Origin of the sequence: Paenibacillus sp. FSL W8-0186 (assembly GCF_037969765.1) — a bacterium.
GTDB classification, from domain to species: domain Bacteria; phylum Bacillota; class Bacilli; order Paenibacillales; family Paenibacillaceae; genus Fontibacillus; species Fontibacillus woosongensis.
In genome coordinates this window covers 5,070,657-5,087,582 of record NZ_CP150207.1, presented here as the reverse complement: position 1 = coordinate 5,087,582, position 16,926 = coordinate 5,070,657, and the positions used below count along the sequence as shown (strand labels likewise).

The following is a 16,926-nucleotide window of genomic DNA, read 5'->3' as shown; positions in this document are numbered from 1 at the left end:
GAAATAACGAAATGAGATCTACTTTTCATACACTTGAAGTTGGCAAGCGAGGAGTCGTTGCCCAGCAAACAGCGCTGGCCACAACGGGACATAATATTACGAATGCTAACGCGCCGGGTTATTCTCGTCAAGTAGCCAAGATGGCAGCGGCAAGACCGATTGAATTTCCAGGGATGACCCGTTCGACGAACCCGAATCAGCTCGGGATGGGTGTCGAAGTTACTAGCATTAAACGGATTCGCGATTTCCTGCTGGATATCGAATACCGGAATCAAAACTCTGATCTGTCGACCTGGATTGTGAAGCAAGAGACGCTATCCAACGTTGAGGGTATTTTTAACGAACCTTCAGAGAACAGCATTGCCACTAGTATTTCGGAGTTTTGGAATGCTTGGCAGTTGCTTAGCAAAAATCCGAGCAGCACCGACTTGTCTGCTAGAACGGTAGTTCAGCAGAAAGCAATCGCTCTTACAGAAACGTTTAATCATATTGCCTCTCAGCTCAACACGCTGCAAAACAATCTGACTCAGCGGATTGATGTCAAGGTGGCTGAAGTGAACAATACGGTGCAGCAAATCTCGGATTTGACGATCATGATCAACCGGGTGGAAGGGCTTGGAGATAACGCTAACGACTTGCGAGACCAACGAGATTTGCTTATCGATCAGTTGTCCACGCTAGGGAACCTGCAAGTGATAGAGACGGATGACAACTATCAGGTCATTTTTGGCGATGTTATGGTCGTGGACGGCATCCAGCCGCCTACGGAGTTTGCTTTAGCTAACGTCAACGCTCTTACAAGAGGGGAAATCGCCGGTTATGTAGAATCCCGTGATGTCCATGTCCAGAACTATATTACTCAGATGAACGTGATGGCGAATACGCTAGCCACGGGGAAAATTGAAGTGACCTTGCCTGCGGGATCGATATTGCCTCCGGGAGTTACCATTCCTGGTGCGGTGATGGATCCAACGAATCCAAGAAAACTTGCTCAGGACACGAAGCATACTGTGGATGGCTTGAATGGTTTGCACAAACTGGGTTATACCCTTCAAGAGCCGGCGACGGCGGGCAAGGACTTTTTTGTTGCCACTGGAGGGGGGACCATTACAGCAGCGAACATTCGTGTTAACCCAGAAATCGTCGACAATCTGGCTAATATTGCGGCTGCTATGCGAACAGAGCAGGTCACCCAGAATGGGGTTACTACAGAGAAAGTTCTGCAGGGGAATGGCGACCTGGCATTAATGATCGCTTCACTAGCAGAGGGCAAGTTTGATTATCGCGGCCAGAATGGCGCAATTACGAATGAAGGAACCTTCGCTGGTTATTTGCAATCGGTTATTGCCCAGTTAGGGACAGACTCAGATGATGCCTACCGGATGGTACAGAATGGCACTTTGTTATCCGATCATGCGGATCGGTTGCGTCAAGCGGTAAGCAGCGTCTCGCTGGATGAAGAAATGGCGGATATGATCAGGTTCCAGCATGCCTATAGCGCTTCTGCCCGCGTCATGACGACGATTGATGAAATGCTCGATAAATTGATTAACGGCACCGGGGTTGTCGGTAGATAGGAGATGAGTATATGCGTATCACTCAGTCTATGATGAGTAGATCGATGATGAGCAATCTGCAAAATAACTTCAAACGACTGGACAAGCACCAGGAACAGCTGATGACAAACCGGCGGCTTAATCGCCCGTCCGACGACCCGGCTGGCGTTGCAAGTGCGCTGCAATACCGTGGCGAGATTAGCTCCACTACTCAATTTGAGGAAAATGTGGAAGATGCGAATTCGTGGATGCAATTTACAGATAGCGTCTTGATGGAGACAACGAGTATCATTCAGCGTTTGGCAGAGTTGGCCGTTCAAGCTGGAACCGATACTGTTCCGGCTGATGCAAGGAATAATATTAAGCAAGAAGTAGATCAGCTTTATCAACAGCTAGTTTCATTAGGTAACTCACAATTTAAGGGGAAATACATTTTTAACGGGGAAAGAGTAAATGAAGCTCCTTATCCAAGCGATCCAGCAAATACAGCCTATAGTTTGGACGAAGGTGTGGTTCAGTATCAAATCGGAGCAGGTATCTATGTACCGGTAAATATGCTGGGTGATAAAGTGTTCGGGGCTTTTGGGGATAATAATGGATTATTTAAAGTACTGGATGATTTTAAAAATGCCCTAAATGATACTAGTCCATCGGGAACTACAGCAATTCAAAATGCTATTCCAGCCTTGCAGGAGAATTTAGAAAGAGTGATTACTGCGCAGGCAGAGATTGGCGGCAAGCAAAATCGGCTGGAGTTCTCAATGAGCCGGTTGAATGATTTGAATCTGAATTATATATCCCTGCAATCCTTAACCGAAGATGCGGATATGCCAGCAGTTATAACTGAGCTCAAGACGGCAGAAAGTATCTATCAAGCTTCGCTTGATACCATGGCACGCATTATTCGCCCAAGTTTGTTGGATTTCCTGCGATAGGAGGGGTTTGATTGCAAGTTCCCCGTATTCAAATTCAACAGGGTTTCAGTAGGCTGGCCTTAGAAACAACGAAAGGTCAATGGAGTATTGAACAGCCAAGGCCATCGTTAAATTTGCATCAAGAGCCAGGGAAATTAGAGATGGAGCGATCCAAGGCTACACTCGAAATTGATGCAAGGAAGGCCTGGTCCGCTTTAGGCAAAGCGAAGTTTGACGAATTTACTGACCGTGTATCTCAAAGTTCGCTAGAGTCCTCCATGCAAAACATCGCGGAAATTGCCCAAGCTGGCGACCGGATGATGGCCTTTCATATGAAAGGAAATGCATTTGCTGAAGTTGCTCGTCAGAATGCATTGAAGGACAGGCCAATTGAATTTATGGGCCCGGCAAATTATGATAATGTGGATGTTACTTTTACTCCTGGATCTTTAAGCATGAACTACTTGCCTGGAAGGGTAAGTGCAGATCCGGTTATTCGTAAGCCTGTAGTGGATTATTATCCGGGCAAGGTTAATCCTTATTTGATACAGAAAAATTTTATATTTATGACGGCAACGAACCGGCATTTGGATGAGGTTGTCTGATTAATCCAGTAAAATAGCTATAATGAAGGAATTTCATATAGCTATTTTTTTTGAATTGAAGGAGGTATTCCCTGTGATTGTACAAACAGCAAGGTTTGGAAAAATTGAAGTTTATCCTGATGCTACATGGGATTTTTCTGTTCCGATTTTAGGGTTTGAAGAGTATAAAAACTTTGTGGGAATTGCACAAGAGGATAGCCCATTTGAATTTATTCAGTCCTTGGATGAGGAAAATTTAACTTTTGTATTAACCGATCCATTCATGTTCTATCCGGAATATGAATTTACGCTTGAACAGCGTTGGCGCGATATTTTGCAAATTGAAAAGGAAGATGAGGTTATCGTTCGATCTGTAGTCACTGTTAGGTCTCCTTCCGATATTACATTAAACTTGAAGGCCCCGATCATTATGAATCCTAAATCGAGAAAAGCTGCTCAAATTATACTTGAGCAGTCTGAGTATGAAACCCGACATCCGCTGAACAAAGTTGAAGATCAGGAGGGACGCCATGCTGATACTGTCGAGAAATAAGGGGCAGAAAATCATCATAGATCACAATATTGTCATCTCTGTGGTTGAAGTTAGTGGAGAGCAGGTGAGGATCGGGATCGAAGCGCCGGCTGATGTGAGTATTTATAGGGAAGAAATTTACGATGCTATCCAAGAGCAAAATAAAGAAGCTGTCCTGCAATCGGACAATGTTCAGGAACTTCTTCGTAATGTGAGTGCCCATAAGAAAAATTAAAAAAAATTATAAAAATGTTCCGATTACTATAAACAATAGCCCAAGTCAGCCGATATATATATCATGGGACAATTGTCATGGCATTGACGGCCGCAACCCATGAACTGTCCACATACGGGTGAAGCATGGATGCTAATCACCAAAACATTCCAAGGAGGAAATTTATTATGCGTATTAACCACAATATCAGCTCTTACAACACTCAACGTCAATTGACGTTCAACAACACTCAACAAGGTAAATCCCTTGAGAAACTGTCTTCCGGCTACCGTATCAACCGCGCTGCTGACGATGCTGCTGGTCTGGCGATTTCCGAGAAAATGCGTAACCAAATCCGTGGCTTGGAGCAAGCTTCCAAGAACGCTTTGGACGGCATTTCCTTGATTCAAACTGCTGAGGGTGCTTTGAACGAAACTCACGCTATGCTGCAACGTATGGCTGAGCTGTATGTACAAGGTGCGAACGAAGTGTTGACAACTCAAGATGCTGCTAAGATTGACTCTGAAGTTAAACAGCTTTCAGCACAAATCGGTTCCATTGCAGAACAAACTCAATTCAATACTAAAAAATTGCTTAACGGTGATACAACTGGCGTATTGTTCCAAGTGGGTGCTAACTCAGGAGAAACAATTAGCTTGTCGCTTGAAACTGCTACAGCTACTCAATTGAGTGTTGAATTTAGTACTACTGGTCTTCAAGAGTTGAAAGGTGCTACTACTGCTATGGGTAGCATGAACAGTATTGCAAAAGCTAACTTGAGCCTTGTTCAAGCGGCAATTAATACTGTATCTGGAATGCGTTCTGATCTCGGTGCTGTTCAAAACCGTCTGGAACATACGATCAACAACCTTGGAACTACTTCCGAGAACTTGCAAGCAGCTGAATCTCGTATTCGTGACGTTGACATGGCGAAAGAAATGTCTGAGTTTACGAAGAACAACATTCTTCAACAAGCTGCAACTGCTATGTTGGCTCAAGCGAACCAACAGCCGCAAGGCGTACTGCAATTGCTTCGTTAATTTGGTTTATAGCCGGCCGGGGAACCGGTCGGCTTTTTTAATATCTGGCCTTTAGTAGGGGAAAGGGGGGAGAGTGATGAGGATAGATCCTTCTTCAAACTCTTCGCATTCGTCCTTGCTGCCATGGTTCAATAATCTTGCTAACGAAGCTTCGTTGGAAGTGAATACAGATAAGCCTAAAAACAATCCAGAGAAGACGATTCCTGAACTTGTTGACATGACGAATAAGAAACTTGAAGAGCTCGGGACTCATATCCAAGTGAAGGTTCATGATAAGACAAATACAATCATGGTTCTTGTAATGCAGGACGAGACCAATGAAGTAATTCGTGAAATTCCAAGTGAGAAAATGCTCGATATGCTGTATAACATCACAAGAAGAGTTGGTCTCTTCGTGGATGAAAAATTGTAAATGAGTAAAGGTAAAGGAGGTACCAAATGGCAATCAACAGTCCAATCCGGATTACTGGTTTTAGTGGGACGCTAGATACCGATAGTCTTATTACAAAGCTAATGCAAGCCGAAAGAGTTCCACTTGATAAAGTTTTAAAAAGCAAGCAGTTCACGATTTGGCAGAGAGAAGATTATCAGGCGATGAATACCGCGCTCTTGTCTTTTCGGAATTCTATTAACAATTTGCGTTTTGAAAGTAACTTTGAAAAAACTACAGCTACCTCTTCGAATACTTCTGTAATTGAAATAGCATCGAGCGGGACTTCTGCAGGAATTAGCTCGGTTAGAGTAGATAAGCTTGCTACCTCCGCAACTATTGTAAGTAATCCAATTGCATCTGCTACCCAAACAATAAGTCAGAGCGGAGCGATTTCTATCAATGGAAAGGCTACGGTGGCATTCACTGCAGGCGTTTCGACGGTAGAATCGATTGTAAAGGATATTAACAGTAAAGCTTCTCAAACTGGTGTCAAAGCTAATTTTGATAAAGCTAGCGGTGTTCTCTATTTGAGTTCCTCACAGACGGGAGATAATTCGGAAATTAGTATAGCAAGCTTGGATCCTAGTAACCCGAGTGACAATAGCCTCGATAATTTTATGAGCTTTCTTAATCTTTCTCAATCAAGTGCTAGTGGCTCGGATGCCGAATATTATGTGAATGGATCAACAAATGTAATTAAATCTGCTTCTAATAGTGTATCCATCAATGGTGTTCAAGTTACCTTGCGTAGTCCGGGAGAGGCTTCAATAGGTGTTGTAACCGATCGGAGCGGGATTGTCGATAAAATCAAAGATTTTGTTACTCAATACAATTCTTTGATTGATCTTTATTCAACCGCTGCAGATACCAGACGCAACCGTGAATATGAACCACTCACCACGGAGCAGAAAGAGGCCATGAGTGAGAGTCAGATTACTCAATGGGAAAAGCGGGCTAGACAAGGCACACTGTATAACGATAGCATTCTTAGAGATACATTGTCATCCATGAGAAGTGCCCTAAATACTCCCTTGAATGTACCTAAAGATCAAATCCAGTTGTTGTCTAGCATCGGTATTACTGTCATATCTGACTATAGAGAAAACGGGAAGCTGCAGATTGATGAAGCTAAGCTTCAGGAGGCAATTAATACACGGTTTGACGAAGTGAAGGAACTGTTCGTCAGAACATCGGATGAAACACCTCCTGCAGGAAAAAGTAACATAGGTATCGCAGACCGGCTGTATAATATAGCTAATGTGCAGATGGAAAAATTTAAGAAAAAAATGGGTACCGGATCGCTAGAGGCTATGGATGATAGTGTTATTGGTAAACAACTAAAGGCCCTATCTGAGCAAGAGTCCAATTGGAAGAGAAAACTAGAAGATATTGAAACCCGTTATTACAAAAGGTTTGCTGCAATGGAAGCTGCGCTGCAAAAGATGAATAATCAAAGTTCATGGTTGTTTTCACAATTAGGTCAGTGACCTCGGGATAAATTACACTAAATGATCAATAAAATGACTGATGGAGAGAGGAAACTATGCATTACGCACAACAACAGCAATATTTGAAAGTTCAAGTGGAGACCGCGAGCCCTGGAGAATTAACCTTACTCTTATACCAAGAGATGGTCAAATCATTGCTTCTAGCCAAAAAGTTATATTCTCAAAATCAGTTTGAAGACATGAATGCACCCTTGCATAAAGTTCGCTTAATACTAAGCGAGCTGATCGTGACTTTAAACATGGATTATGATATTGCCAAAGACTTGCGAAGGTTATATGAATTCTACAGTCAGTACATTGCTGAGTTTATTATTAAAAAAGACGAGGCTATGTTAAATGATACAATAGAATTTGCACGAGACCTGGCAGCAACATGGAAGCAGGCTTTGTTATCTTTAAAGACAGGTGGTACACAAGTACATGCATGAAGAAGAAAAACATGCAGTAACCCCTGTCGGACAGCTTCTTAATCTTTATCGCAAAGTAATGGATAATCCGAACTTTGATCAGTATCAGATATATGAAGCAGATATAACGACACTATTTGAAAAAATTAGTGAAATGCAATTAAGTGAAGCTGATCTAATTCTTTTATCAGAGGTTCGGATTTTACATGAGCAAATCATCCATGTCATTTTAGAGGAAAAGAGTAGTTTAAACGAGGAAATTGACCTTTTTGAAAGAAAAAAGCGCGCTAATGATCATTATGGCAAATCAAGTAACTATAATGTCGGCGCTTTTTTTGTAGATTTAAAAAATTAGTAAATTGGGAGGTTTCTATGAAAAGGAAGTCTGGGTTATTGATTTTTCTGGCTTTTATGTTGATTTTCGCACAACTTCCAGGCCTGCAGGCAGTTTATGCGGCTTCCGGGAGCGAAAATGTGCAAGTTACAAAGTCATTGAATCCTACTGAAATATTTGTGGGAGGAGAAACGGAAGTAACTATTAATGTTCAAGGAACACCAGATCAGAACGTCGTTAAGCCTAACGATGTTATTCTAATTATTGATAAGTCAGGCAGTATGGCTCCAACCTATGGGCCAAATAACGGCGAAGACAAGATGAGAAACGCCAAGGATGCGGCTAAAGGATTTATTGATTTAATGGACCTGACGAAGCATCGCGTCGGAATTGTAGATTATAGCACATCGGCAAGCGCATTCGCTCTTACCACGGATAAGACAGCAGCCAAAAATTACATCAACACAATTCAAGCCAGTGGGAGCACAGCAACAGGGGCTGCTATTGACAAAGCAATGGAAATGTTGCGGGATCATAGAGAAGATGCCCAGCCAGTTATTATTCTCATGACGGATGGAGATGCAACAGTTCCAGACTCAAACCCATATGGATTTGCGATGGAGAAAGCAAGGGAAGCGAAGGAGGCAGGCATCGTATTCTATACGATTGCATTGTTGCTACCTACTGAAAACCCAGTAACTAGCGGACCAAATAAATTGATGATGGATATGGCTACTACCGCACACCACCATCACTTTGTGCTTGGATCCGTGGGGCTCGCTGAAATTTATGCGGCGATTGTTCAGGAAATAGGTATTGCAAGTGCATATGATGTAAGAGTTACGGACTATATTTCTCCAGAGTTTGAAATAGTGCCAGATTCTTACAAGGATAATATACCACAACCGACCATTTCTGGAAACTCCATTTCTTGGAATTTTCTTGAGTTGAAAAATGAGTTGCTTACTTTTAAATACAAGATTCGGCATAAACAAGGTGCGGCGGTAGGGGACTTACCTGCTGGAGACCAAAAAATAAATGTTGGATATAAGAACTATTTGGGGGCGCAACGTCAGTATACTGTAACACAGCCCACAGTCAAAGTAAAACATTATGCGCCTATCATCACATCTGTCGACAAAGATAATGGCCCAATTCAAGGTGGGGAAGAGGTTATCATTTATGGTGACCACTTCAGGCCGAATCCAGTAGTGAACTTTGGCAATATTAAATTAACATCCGTAAATTATGTAAGCGCAAATCAATTAATTGTAACTGCTCCTGCTGGTACGCAAGGAACTGTTCAAATTAAAGTAACCAATGACGATGGTCAATTTGCAACTGCGGACTATCGCTACTATGCAACCCCTGAAATTACAACAATAACACCAAATGAAGGACCTCTTGAGGGAGGAACGAAGGTTGTTATTAACGGAGATTACTTCATGACTGGGGCGCAAGTATTAATAGACGGTAAAGCAGCCACCGTTACGAAGGTTGGAAAAACAGAGCTTGAAATCACTACCCCAGCCGGTACTACGGCTAAAACGGTTGATGTAACTGTTAACAATCCTGATGGCACTACAGTGACGGCAACAGATTCATTTACATACATTAAAGGCCCTGAGATTTTAGCAGTCGACCCTTCAGTAGGAGCTAGAACTGGTGGAGAGCAGGTGAAATTAACAGGTGAAAGATTTGTTGATGGAGCTAAAGTTTATTTTAATTCGACTTTAGTCAACTCAACATTTGTTTCCAGTCAAGAGATTTCATTAATTACTCCAGTATGGTCTAAAGCTGACACAGTTGATGTGAAGGTAGTAAATCCAAATGGCCAAAGTGCTACCCTTACTAAGGGTTACACCTATGAAGACCCTGTTCCTGCTATTACATCAGTGACCCCTTCTACAGGTCCTATGGCTGGCGGAACTGTGGTTATCATAAAGGGGGATTACTTTAAAACAGGTGCAAAAGTGCTGTGGGGAGGGCAAGAAATCACTGATTACACGTTTGTAAATTCCAGTGAGATTCGTTTCAAAACTCCTGCGTGGCCTAATCCAGAGCTGGTTTCCTTGAAGATTATTAATCCAGACGCTAAAGAGTTAGAGATGAGGGATGTATTCCAGTATCTGGCCCCTCCTGATCCAACTTTTGCTTCTATAACGCCAACAACAGGGTTAATAACCGGTGGAACAACTGTAACTTTAAATGGTACAAATTTCCCAAGTGATGTCAAAGTGTACTTTGATGATCATGAGGTGGCAACAGAGTCAGTTGCCGCATCCAGGATTGTAGTTAAATCACCTGTATGGCCTTCTCCTGAAACGGTTGATGTTAGTATCCAAACATCCACAGGGTTTAGACTGAGCCTGCCAGATGCATTTGAATATTTACCACTTCCTAAACCGCCTGCGCCGTCAATCACTAGCATCACTCCATCATCAGGTTCGGTTACTGGGGGCAATAACGCAACAATTAAAGGTCTGAATTTTGAAAAGGGTCTGAAATTGTATTTTAATGATCAAGAGTTAACATATACGTTTGTTAGTAGCTCTGAACTGCGGCTTAGGGTACCAGCTTGGCCAAAAGCAGAATCAGTCACTGTTAGAGTTACTAATCCGGATGATCAGTCAGCCGAGCTAGTAAATGGCTATAAATTCGATCCGCTGCCTGGACCGACGCTAACTGCAATATCGCCCAACTCTGGGCCGATAGAAGGAGGAACGACGGTTAGACTGACGGGTACTAATTTTAAAAATGATTCTAAAGTGTTCTTAGCTGATGAAGAAGTTAGTAGTACATTTATTTCTGCAACTGAACTCCGTATCACTACTCCAGCATGGGGAAAAAGTGATGTAGTAGATGTTAAGGTTCAGAACGCTGATGGACAAACTGCCTTATTAGCAAATGCTTATACCTTTGAGGTACCGCCACCGCCACCAGCACCTGTTATAACAGAAGTAATTCCTAATAGCGGACCACAAGCAGGTGGCACGACTGTTACAATAAAAGGCAGTAACTTTTTTGCGAATTCTGTTGTAAAGTTTGACGACACGATTATCTCATCGTCGTTATTATCTTCTTCAGAACTTCGTATTAAAACACCAGCCTGGGATTCAGCGGCTACAGTAAAAGTAACTGTAATATCGGAGGATGGGCAGTCAGCTTCTTTGGATAATGCCTTTACTTTTATAGCACCTCCTCCAAAACCAGATCCGGTTGTTACTTCAGTTTCTCCAAACTCATTAGAAATACCGGGAACTGGGACACTTGTAACTATTACAGGGCAACATTTCCAAAGTGGGGCAAAGGTATTCTTTAATGATACAGAGATTCCTGCTACTTACCTGAGTCAGTCTCAACTCAGATTAAGAACACCTGCATGGTCCATTGCGGAAAACGTGAATGTAACAGTTGAGAATCCTGACGGTAAGTCGGGAACATTGGTAGATGGATTTAAATTTGTAACCCCGCCACCGCCACCGGCACCAATTGTAACAGGTGCCTCGCCGAACACAGCACTTGCATCTAAGAGTAGTTTAATAACAGTAATTGGCGAAAATTTTGTAAATGGTTCAAGGGTTGCATTTGGAAATACAGAGCTAGCAACAACGTACTTAAGTAAAACGCAATTGCGTGTTGCTACGCCTATCTGGCCTAATCCAGAGACTGTTACACTGAGTGTAATTAATCCAGACGGGCAGTCTGGCCAGTTAGTAGATGGTTTTACATTCCTTCAGAATCCTCCGCCGACAGTTACAAGCTTATCTCCGAATACTGGATTGATTTCTGGTGGAGGACAGGTCACCGTCAGTGGAAGCAATTTCATAAGTGGTGCAAGCGTATATTTTAATGGTGAAGAGATTGCCGCGACTTATATAAGTGCGACACAACTTAGGATTAAAGTACCTTCTTGGCCGTCTGCAGCAGCAGTAGATGTCCAAGTTATTAACCCAGATGGTCAACAATCAGCAATTTTGAGTGGCGGATATGTATATACAGCGCCAGCACCTAAGCCTGCTCCAATAGTGACTAAGTTAACTCCAAATGTGGGCGGTATCAATGGTGGAACTATTGTTACTGTTACTGGGTCTAATATTCAAAGCGGAGCTAAAATAGAGATAAATGGCGTAGTAGTTGATGCAACGTATTTAAGCTCCTCTCAACTGAGATTTAGGACACCTGCTTCGGCTGTAACAGGTCCGGTTCCAGTCCGAATTATTAATCCAGATGGCCAAGCCTCAGAAATACTAGTAGATGGATTTACTTATCAATAAATACTATTTTGATTAATTTAAAGGTGCTTCTCTATAATTTTATAGAGGAGCACCTGATTTTATTTGCTGCAGGAAATGTCTAGAAAGATTAGAAAAGAGGGATCTCAACTGTGAAGGCACCAATATCTGTTTGTATATTAGCGAAAAATGAAGAAGATGTTATTGCCGATTGTATACGCTCGGTTAATAAGTTTGTTAAAGAAGTCATCCTTCTGGATACGGGATCAACTGATCTAACTAGAGAAATAGCTGCTAGTGAAGGTGCTGTTGTTAGGAACGGCATATGGGCAGACGATTTTGGAAAATCCAGAAATGAATTAATTAAGTATGCAGCTCAACCTTATGTATTAATGCTAGACGCAGATGAGAGATTAGTGAATCCTAGCTTAACAGATCTCGAGCATGCTGTTTCATTGCTCCAGAATGCTTCAAACCTAGTTGGAAGAGTGGAGATAAATAATATTAATGATGATAATCGAATTTCAGTAGCACAAATCATACGGCTGTTCCCCAATAAGATTGGATTCCAGTATTCAGGACGCATTCATGAGCAATTATTATATAATGAGGCCCCCCCAGAAACAGTTGTTACTAAAATTAGATTAACGCATTACGGATATACAAAAAAAACAATTTTATCAAAAGATAAAATTGCGAGGAATTTAAAATTACTTTTTGCGCAATTAAATGACCATGCAAATGAACCGTATACTCTATTTCAAATTGGCAAAACTTATTTTGTTAATAAACAGTATGATGAAGCTTTAACTTATCTTACAGAGGCATACAAATATTCTAATAGCAATATGCCATTTTACCCTAGTATAATTCGGACTTTAGCAGAGACCTTTCTACGAACGAAAGAATGGACTCAATTATTATCTCTTTTAGACTTTGCTATTCAGATTTTTCATGATTATACCGATTTATATTATATATATGGCAGTGCATTAATTGAGATTAGAACCATAGAATCTTTTCAATTGATTCCAACAGCTTTCGAACGATGTGTTGAGTTGGGAGATGCTGATCCACATAAATATGAAGGTGAAAAAGGGGCTGGGACGTATCTGGCCCATTATAATTTGGGCTTGTATTATGAATTATCAGGAAATTTAGAAAAAGCTAAGTTTCATTATAAGACAAGTGGCGGGTTAGGTTTTAAATTAGCAGATTCTCGTTTAGCGCAGCTATCATAGGAGGCAATATGAAAAAATCTACTATATCTTTATGTATGATTGTTAAGAATGAGGAACGTTGTATACAACGTTGTTTAGATAGTGTTGCTTCAGTTGTGGATGAAATTATTATTGTGGATACAGGTTCTACCGACAAGACCCTTGAATTATTGAATAAGTATGACGCGAAAATATTTCACTACCAATGGGATAATAACTTTGCTAATGCTAGAAATTATGCAATTGAGCAAGCTACCTCTGATTATATTCTACAGTTGGATGCTGACGAATGGATTGAAGATCCCCTCAATCAACTTAAGCAACATCTTACTAATGAAATTTACTATATACCAATTCGTAATGATTTAGGTGGCGGATTAGCGGAAATTCATAAATTTCCTCGTTTATTTGTAAGGATACCTGAACTAATGTACCATGGTGCAATTCATGAACAAATTGACATTCAATCCAATTGGCATAGAAGCAGTCAAATATTAAGTGAGATGATCATTCATCATGATGGCTACTTAACAAAAGTTGTTAACCAGCAGGGTAAACTTGAACGGAACTTACAAATATTATTGAAGGAAGTTGACGAAAATCCATCGGCTTTTAATTATTATAATCTAGGGCAGCAGTATTTTATCTCTGGCGAATATACAAAAGCTCTTGAGGCTTATAAAAAGTCTTATTCTTACGGTGACAACTATACATTTACTATAAAACTGCTTCTTGGTCTAATTCAAAGCTTAATAATGCTGAAACAATATAAAGATGCTTTGTCAATAGCCAATGATGCATTTAAATTATATTCAAATTATGTAGAATTCAAATATTATGAGGGACTCATATATCAGGAATTGGGTTATTTACCTGATGCCAGGGAGTGCTTTGAGAATTGTATTGAAGTTGGCGATAGTGATGTAAGCATCCATTTTAATACCTATGAGGGCACCGGTAGTTACTTAGCTTCTACTCGACTGGCAGAAATTGCTTACTCAAACTTTGAATTTGGTCAGGCTGATGCTAATCTACGTGTTGCGATAAGCCAGGCCCCTCATGTTATGGGATTACTGAAAAGTCTATTAGATTTTAACTTATATCATGATAATGAAGATTTGTTCAAACAGATCTCCGCCTTATGGCCGCAGGAAGAAAAGGTTATTCAGCAATTGATTGAAGCATTATATCAATTAAGGCATCCTGTAATAATTCAATTTATGAATAAATACAACATTAAATGTGATGAAGAGGCTTTGTCTTTTATTAACCTTTTAAAGGGAAACTATGAGGATTCCTGGAATTACTGGAGCAGCAAACAGAAGTACGAAGAAAAGGATCAAAGAGATATTTTATTAGTAAGCATACTTATGCAAAACAAGGAGTTAGCTGAACGCATTCTCCAAAATGCATCTCTCCGTACTGCTGAGAAGAGGGTCATACTAAAGCTAATAGAAATGAAGGATATTAAATGTGAAAATTTCACAAAGGATTTTCAGGATATTGTTAGTGTTCTAATCACGGATATTTTGAGACTTCAGAAGTACGATTTAATTGACTATTTCATGAATCAATTTACTACCTCTCAAATGCGTTTTATTCTTGCAAAAGCAATGTATGAGCAGGGATTTTATGAAGTTCTTCTTGATGTACTCTTACAAGGAACAAACCAAGAAGAAAGCTATAATATTAATCTTTTGGCTGCTCAGGCATTGCGGCGACTTAATATGCTAGAAGACAGCTTATATCATTATAAAGAAGCATATAAGAATAAGCCTGATGCTGAAATTGCTTTTCATATCTGTAATTTAGCTATCCAGACACAGGATGCTAACACCCTAAAGTCAATTCTAGGTGAGATGATGAATTGGGATATTGTATCAAAATGGGTTAATTCGCAACTTAGTACAGCAGGATAACATAAATAAATCCCAAGACAGGAGACTTGCGTTCATGCCAACTAAATTATTACAACAAGTGATTGAGTCAATTCAACAAGGTAGCCCGGAAATCGGATATGGTTTTTGTTTTTCAGAGTTAGCCATAAACCCAGAGAATAAAGAGATTTCCTTCTGTTTGGGACTATTATCCATGATTGTAGGGAATCATCAACCAGCAGAGTGGTATCTTCAAAATAGTACAGATTTGATGGATGCCAAAGAACTATCAGGTATAACTTTAGAGGTTATGAAGTATATAAACGATCCAAAGCTGAAAGAAAGATGGGGGAATTACCGTAGGCTCCGTAACCAGCAAGAGTTAAAGAGGATGGCCGAAACTGCCCCATTGTGTTATGGGGACGTATTGGAGATCGGTTGTGCGAATGGGGACCTTTCAGTATTTATTGCTAGCCATGGATCTAACTTATACGGCATTGATATTGATCCTATTGCTATTGATTTGGCGAGGCACAAGGCTGCAAAACTAGGATTCGATAATTGCCGTTTTCAAGTAGGAAACGGTTATCAACTCCAATTTCCAGATCATACGTTTGATACTGTTGTTGTTGCAGAAGTCCTTGAGCATGTTGATGATCCTAAAAAAATCATTAAGGAAGCCTTTCGGGTTTGTAAACCTGGAGGTACCATCATTATAAGTGTACCAAATGGATATTCTATCCCAGATCCGGATCATTATAATATATTTACCAAAAGAATTCTCAATAATTTAGTTGAATTTTCAATCGGATGCTCGCTGCATTGGAATAGTAAGGTCCCGAATGAATGGATTATGGGTTTTCTAATCAAGCCTTATGAAGAATACGAAGTTGCTTCAAACGATATAAATTCACTTTTCTTGCCTCAGCCTTACAGTTTTCCCAAAAGTAACCAACTTGTTTCGGTTATTGTTCCCACATATAATCGGAAAGAATATATTTCTGAAACGATACAGTCTATTTTAGATCAAACCCATAAAAATGTTGAAATTATTGTTATTGATGATGGTTCTGTTGAATCTCCAAAGGAAGAACTTTCACCTTATTTAGATAAAATTAATTATATTTATAAGGAAAACGGGGGGAAATCATCCGCACTAAATGTAGCTATTAAACAGGCTAATGGTGATTTCATCTGGGTGTTTGATGATGATGACATTGCATTACCTTTAAAACTAGAGCTTCAATTAAAGAGATTTTTACAAAATCCCGAATTGGGATTAATTCATACCCGCTCGATTGATTTCAATGATGTTAATGGTCAGGTAATAAGAGTACATGATTTGTCTCCTATAGATAGTAATAAATTAGATTTTCAAATGTTAATGAGAGGCTGCTTTATTCATGGGCCTACCGTTGTCTTTAGGAAAAGCTGCCTCGAACAATTAGGAGGTTGGGATGAGGAACTAGTAAGGGCTCAAGATTATGATTTTTGGCTTAGACTAGCCAACCTGAATAGTATAGAATATATCCCTGTACCAACGGTAAGATATAGAGTGCATGCAGGTAGTAGGGGCTCAGCTGCAGATCCCGTTTCTTATGATCAATTAGTTTCTAAAACAGCAGAATATGAACAAATAATTTTTAGAAAGCTGTACCAATCGATTCCTATCAATGAGATGTATAGGGAAACTTTCGAGTCTGACAATGTCACGCTTATGTTAGAGGCATTTATTGATAGAGCGGTTATTTTGGCTGCAAGGGGATTGCTGCAAGAAGCAAAGCAGGATTTATTAATAGTTAGAAAAAACTCTCAGAGTTTCGGTAACCCTTGTTTTAGTGGAGCGGCCATTCAAAACATTCATAATTTAGCCCAAACTGCAGTACAGAATAACTGGGATGATCACGAGCTAGTGTCTAGTGTTTTTGAGCTGGTCAATATGGTTACTTCAAAGGATTAGAGCGTTTGGGTTTAAAAGGAGCAAATAATGAATTCTAATGAAATTGAGCAAATTAACAACATGGTTGACACTTTGGCTGAAGCTGTAGATTATTTGGCTCATAAAAATCATG

At 40.3% G+C, this 16,926-nt stretch carries 14 protein-coding genes; all 14 read left to right on the top strand.

Annotation, left to right across the window (positions count from 1 at the left end; genetic code table 11):
• Positions 1-11: 11 nt before the first annotated feature.
• The 14 genes from flgK (at position 12) to MKX50_RS22750 (ending at position 16,814) form a co-directional block, all read left to right on the top strand.
• Positions 12-1,577 carry a flagellar hook-associated protein FlgK gene (gene flgK, locus MKX50_RS22815; RefSeq protein WP_213593642.1) on the top strand — a complete coding sequence of 522 codons (1,566 nt, stop codon included), beginning with the start codon at positions 12-14 and terminating at the stop codon, positions 1,575-1,577.
• Positions 1,578-1,588: 11 nt separating this feature from the next.
• Complete coding sequence (gene flgL / locus MKX50_RS22810) at positions 1,589-2,491, top strand: flagellar hook-associated protein FlgL (RefSeq protein ID WP_213593644.1); 903 nt, start codon at positions 1,589-1,591, stop codon at positions 2,489-2,491.
• A gap of 11 nt (positions 2,492-2,502) precedes the next feature.
• Positions 2,503-3,075 (top strand): DUF6470 family protein, encoded by a 573-nt coding sequence (locus MKX50_RS22805; RefSeq protein ID WP_213593646.1) that lies wholly within the window; start codon positions 2,503-2,505, stop codon positions 3,073-3,075.
• Between the two features lie 73 nt (positions 3,076-3,148).
• On the top strand, positions 3,149-3,607 hold the full coding sequence (gene fliW / locus MKX50_RS22800) for a flagellar assembly protein FliW (RefSeq protein WP_339157838.1): 459 nt from the start codon (positions 3,149-3,151) through the stop codon (positions 3,605-3,607).
• On the top strand, positions 3,585-3,821 hold the full coding sequence (gene csrA, locus MKX50_RS22795) for a carbon storage regulator CsrA (protein ID WP_213593650.1): 237 nt from the start codon (positions 3,585-3,587) through the stop codon (positions 3,819-3,821). The genes fliW and csrA overlap by 23 nt, the downstream gene beginning before the upstream one ends.
• Before the next feature lie 167 nt (positions 3,822-3,988).
• Positions 3,989-4,840 (top strand): flagellin, encoded by an 852-nt coding sequence (locus MKX50_RS22790; protein ID WP_213593652.1) that lies wholly within the window; start codon positions 3,989-3,991, stop codon positions 4,838-4,840.
• 76 nt (positions 4,841-4,916) lie between these two features.
• Positions 4,917-5,252: a flagellar protein FlaG gene (locus tag MKX50_RS22785; RefSeq protein WP_213593654.1), complete on the top strand. Its 336-nt coding sequence runs from the start codon at positions 4,917-4,919 to the stop codon at positions 5,250-5,252.
• Positions 5,253-5,278: 26 nt separating this feature from the next.
• Entirely contained in the window at positions 5,279-6,760 is a 1,482-nt protein-coding gene (fliD, locus tag MKX50_RS22780) for a flagellar filament capping protein FliD (RefSeq protein WP_213593656.1), read from the top strand.
• A 56-nt stretch (positions 6,761-6,816) separates the two neighbouring features.
• Positions 6,817-7,209, top strand: a complete 393-nt coding sequence (gene fliS / locus MKX50_RS22775) for a flagellar export chaperone FliS (RefSeq protein ID WP_213593658.1) — start codon at positions 6,817-6,819, stop codon at positions 7,207-7,209.
• On the top strand, positions 7,202-7,543 hold the full coding sequence (locus tag MKX50_RS22770; protein WP_213593660.1) for a hypothetical protein: 342 nt from the start codon (positions 7,202-7,204) through the stop codon (positions 7,541-7,543). The genes fliS and MKX50_RS22770 overlap by 8 nt, the downstream gene beginning before the upstream one ends.
• Positions 7,544-7,560: 17 nt before the next feature.
• Positions 7,561-11,799 carry an IPT/TIG domain-containing protein gene (locus MKX50_RS22765; protein WP_339157837.1) on the top strand — a complete coding sequence of 1,413 codons (4,239 nt, stop codon included), beginning with the start codon at positions 7,561-7,563 and terminating at the stop codon, positions 11,797-11,799.
• Positions 11,800-11,909: 110 nt separating this feature from the next.
• On the top strand, positions 11,910-12,998 hold the full coding sequence (locus MKX50_RS22760; protein ID WP_213593664.1) for a glycosyltransferase family 2 protein: 1,089 nt from the start codon (positions 11,910-11,912) through the stop codon (positions 12,996-12,998).
• Between the two features lie 8 nt (positions 12,999-13,006).
• Positions 13,007-14,896: a glycosyltransferase gene (locus MKX50_RS22755; protein ID WP_213593666.1), complete on the top strand. Its 1,890-nt coding sequence runs from the start codon at positions 13,007-13,009 to the stop codon at positions 14,894-14,896.
• Positions 14,897-14,930: 34 nt separating this feature from the next.
• Entirely contained in the window at positions 14,931-16,814 is a 1,884-nt protein-coding gene (locus tag MKX50_RS22750) for a glycosyltransferase (protein ID WP_213593668.1), read from the top strand.
• Positions 16,815-16,926: the final 112 nt, after the last annotated feature.

What these genes read in the sequence shown, in the direction of transcription:
- flgK (WP_213593642.1), top strand. Translation starts at nt 12, where the DNA reads ATGAGATCTACTTTTCATACACTTGAAGTTGGCAAGCGAGGAGTCGTT.
- flgL (WP_213593644.1), top strand. Translation starts at nt 1,589, where the DNA reads ATGCGTATCACTCAGTCTATGATGAGTAGATCGATGATGAGCAATCTG.
- csrA (WP_213593650.1), top strand. Translation starts at nt 3,585, where the DNA reads ATGCTGATACTGTCGAGAAATAAGGGGCAGAAAATCATCATAGATCAC.
- MKX50_RS22790 (WP_213593652.1), top strand. Translation starts at nt 3,989, where the DNA reads ATGCGTATTAACCACAATATCAGCTCTTACAACACTCAACGTCAATTG.
- MKX50_RS22785 (WP_213593654.1), top strand. Translation starts at nt 4,917, where the DNA reads ATGAGGATAGATCCTTCTTCAAACTCTTCGCATTCGTCCTTGCTGCCA.
- fliD (WP_213593656.1), top strand. Translation starts at nt 5,279, where the DNA reads ATGGCAATCAACAGTCCAATCCGGATTACTGGTTTTAGTGGGACGCTA.
- fliS (WP_213593658.1), top strand. Translation starts at nt 6,817, where the DNA reads ATGCATTACGCACAACAACAGCAATATTTGAAAGTTCAAGTGGAGACC.
- MKX50_RS22770 (WP_213593660.1), top strand. Translation starts at nt 7,202, where the DNA reads ATGCATGAAGAAGAAAAACATGCAGTAACCCCTGTCGGACAGCTTCTT.
- MKX50_RS22765 (WP_339157837.1), top strand. Translation starts at nt 7,561, where the DNA reads ATGAAAAGGAAGTCTGGGTTATTGATTTTTCTGGCTTTTATGTTGATT.
- MKX50_RS22755 (WP_213593666.1), top strand. Translation starts at nt 13,007, where the DNA reads ATGAAAAAATCTACTATATCTTTATGTATGATTGTTAAGAATGAGGAA.
- MKX50_RS22750 (WP_213593668.1), top strand. Translation starts at nt 14,931, where the DNA reads ATGCCAACTAAATTATTACAACAAGTGATTGAGTCAATTCAACAAGGT.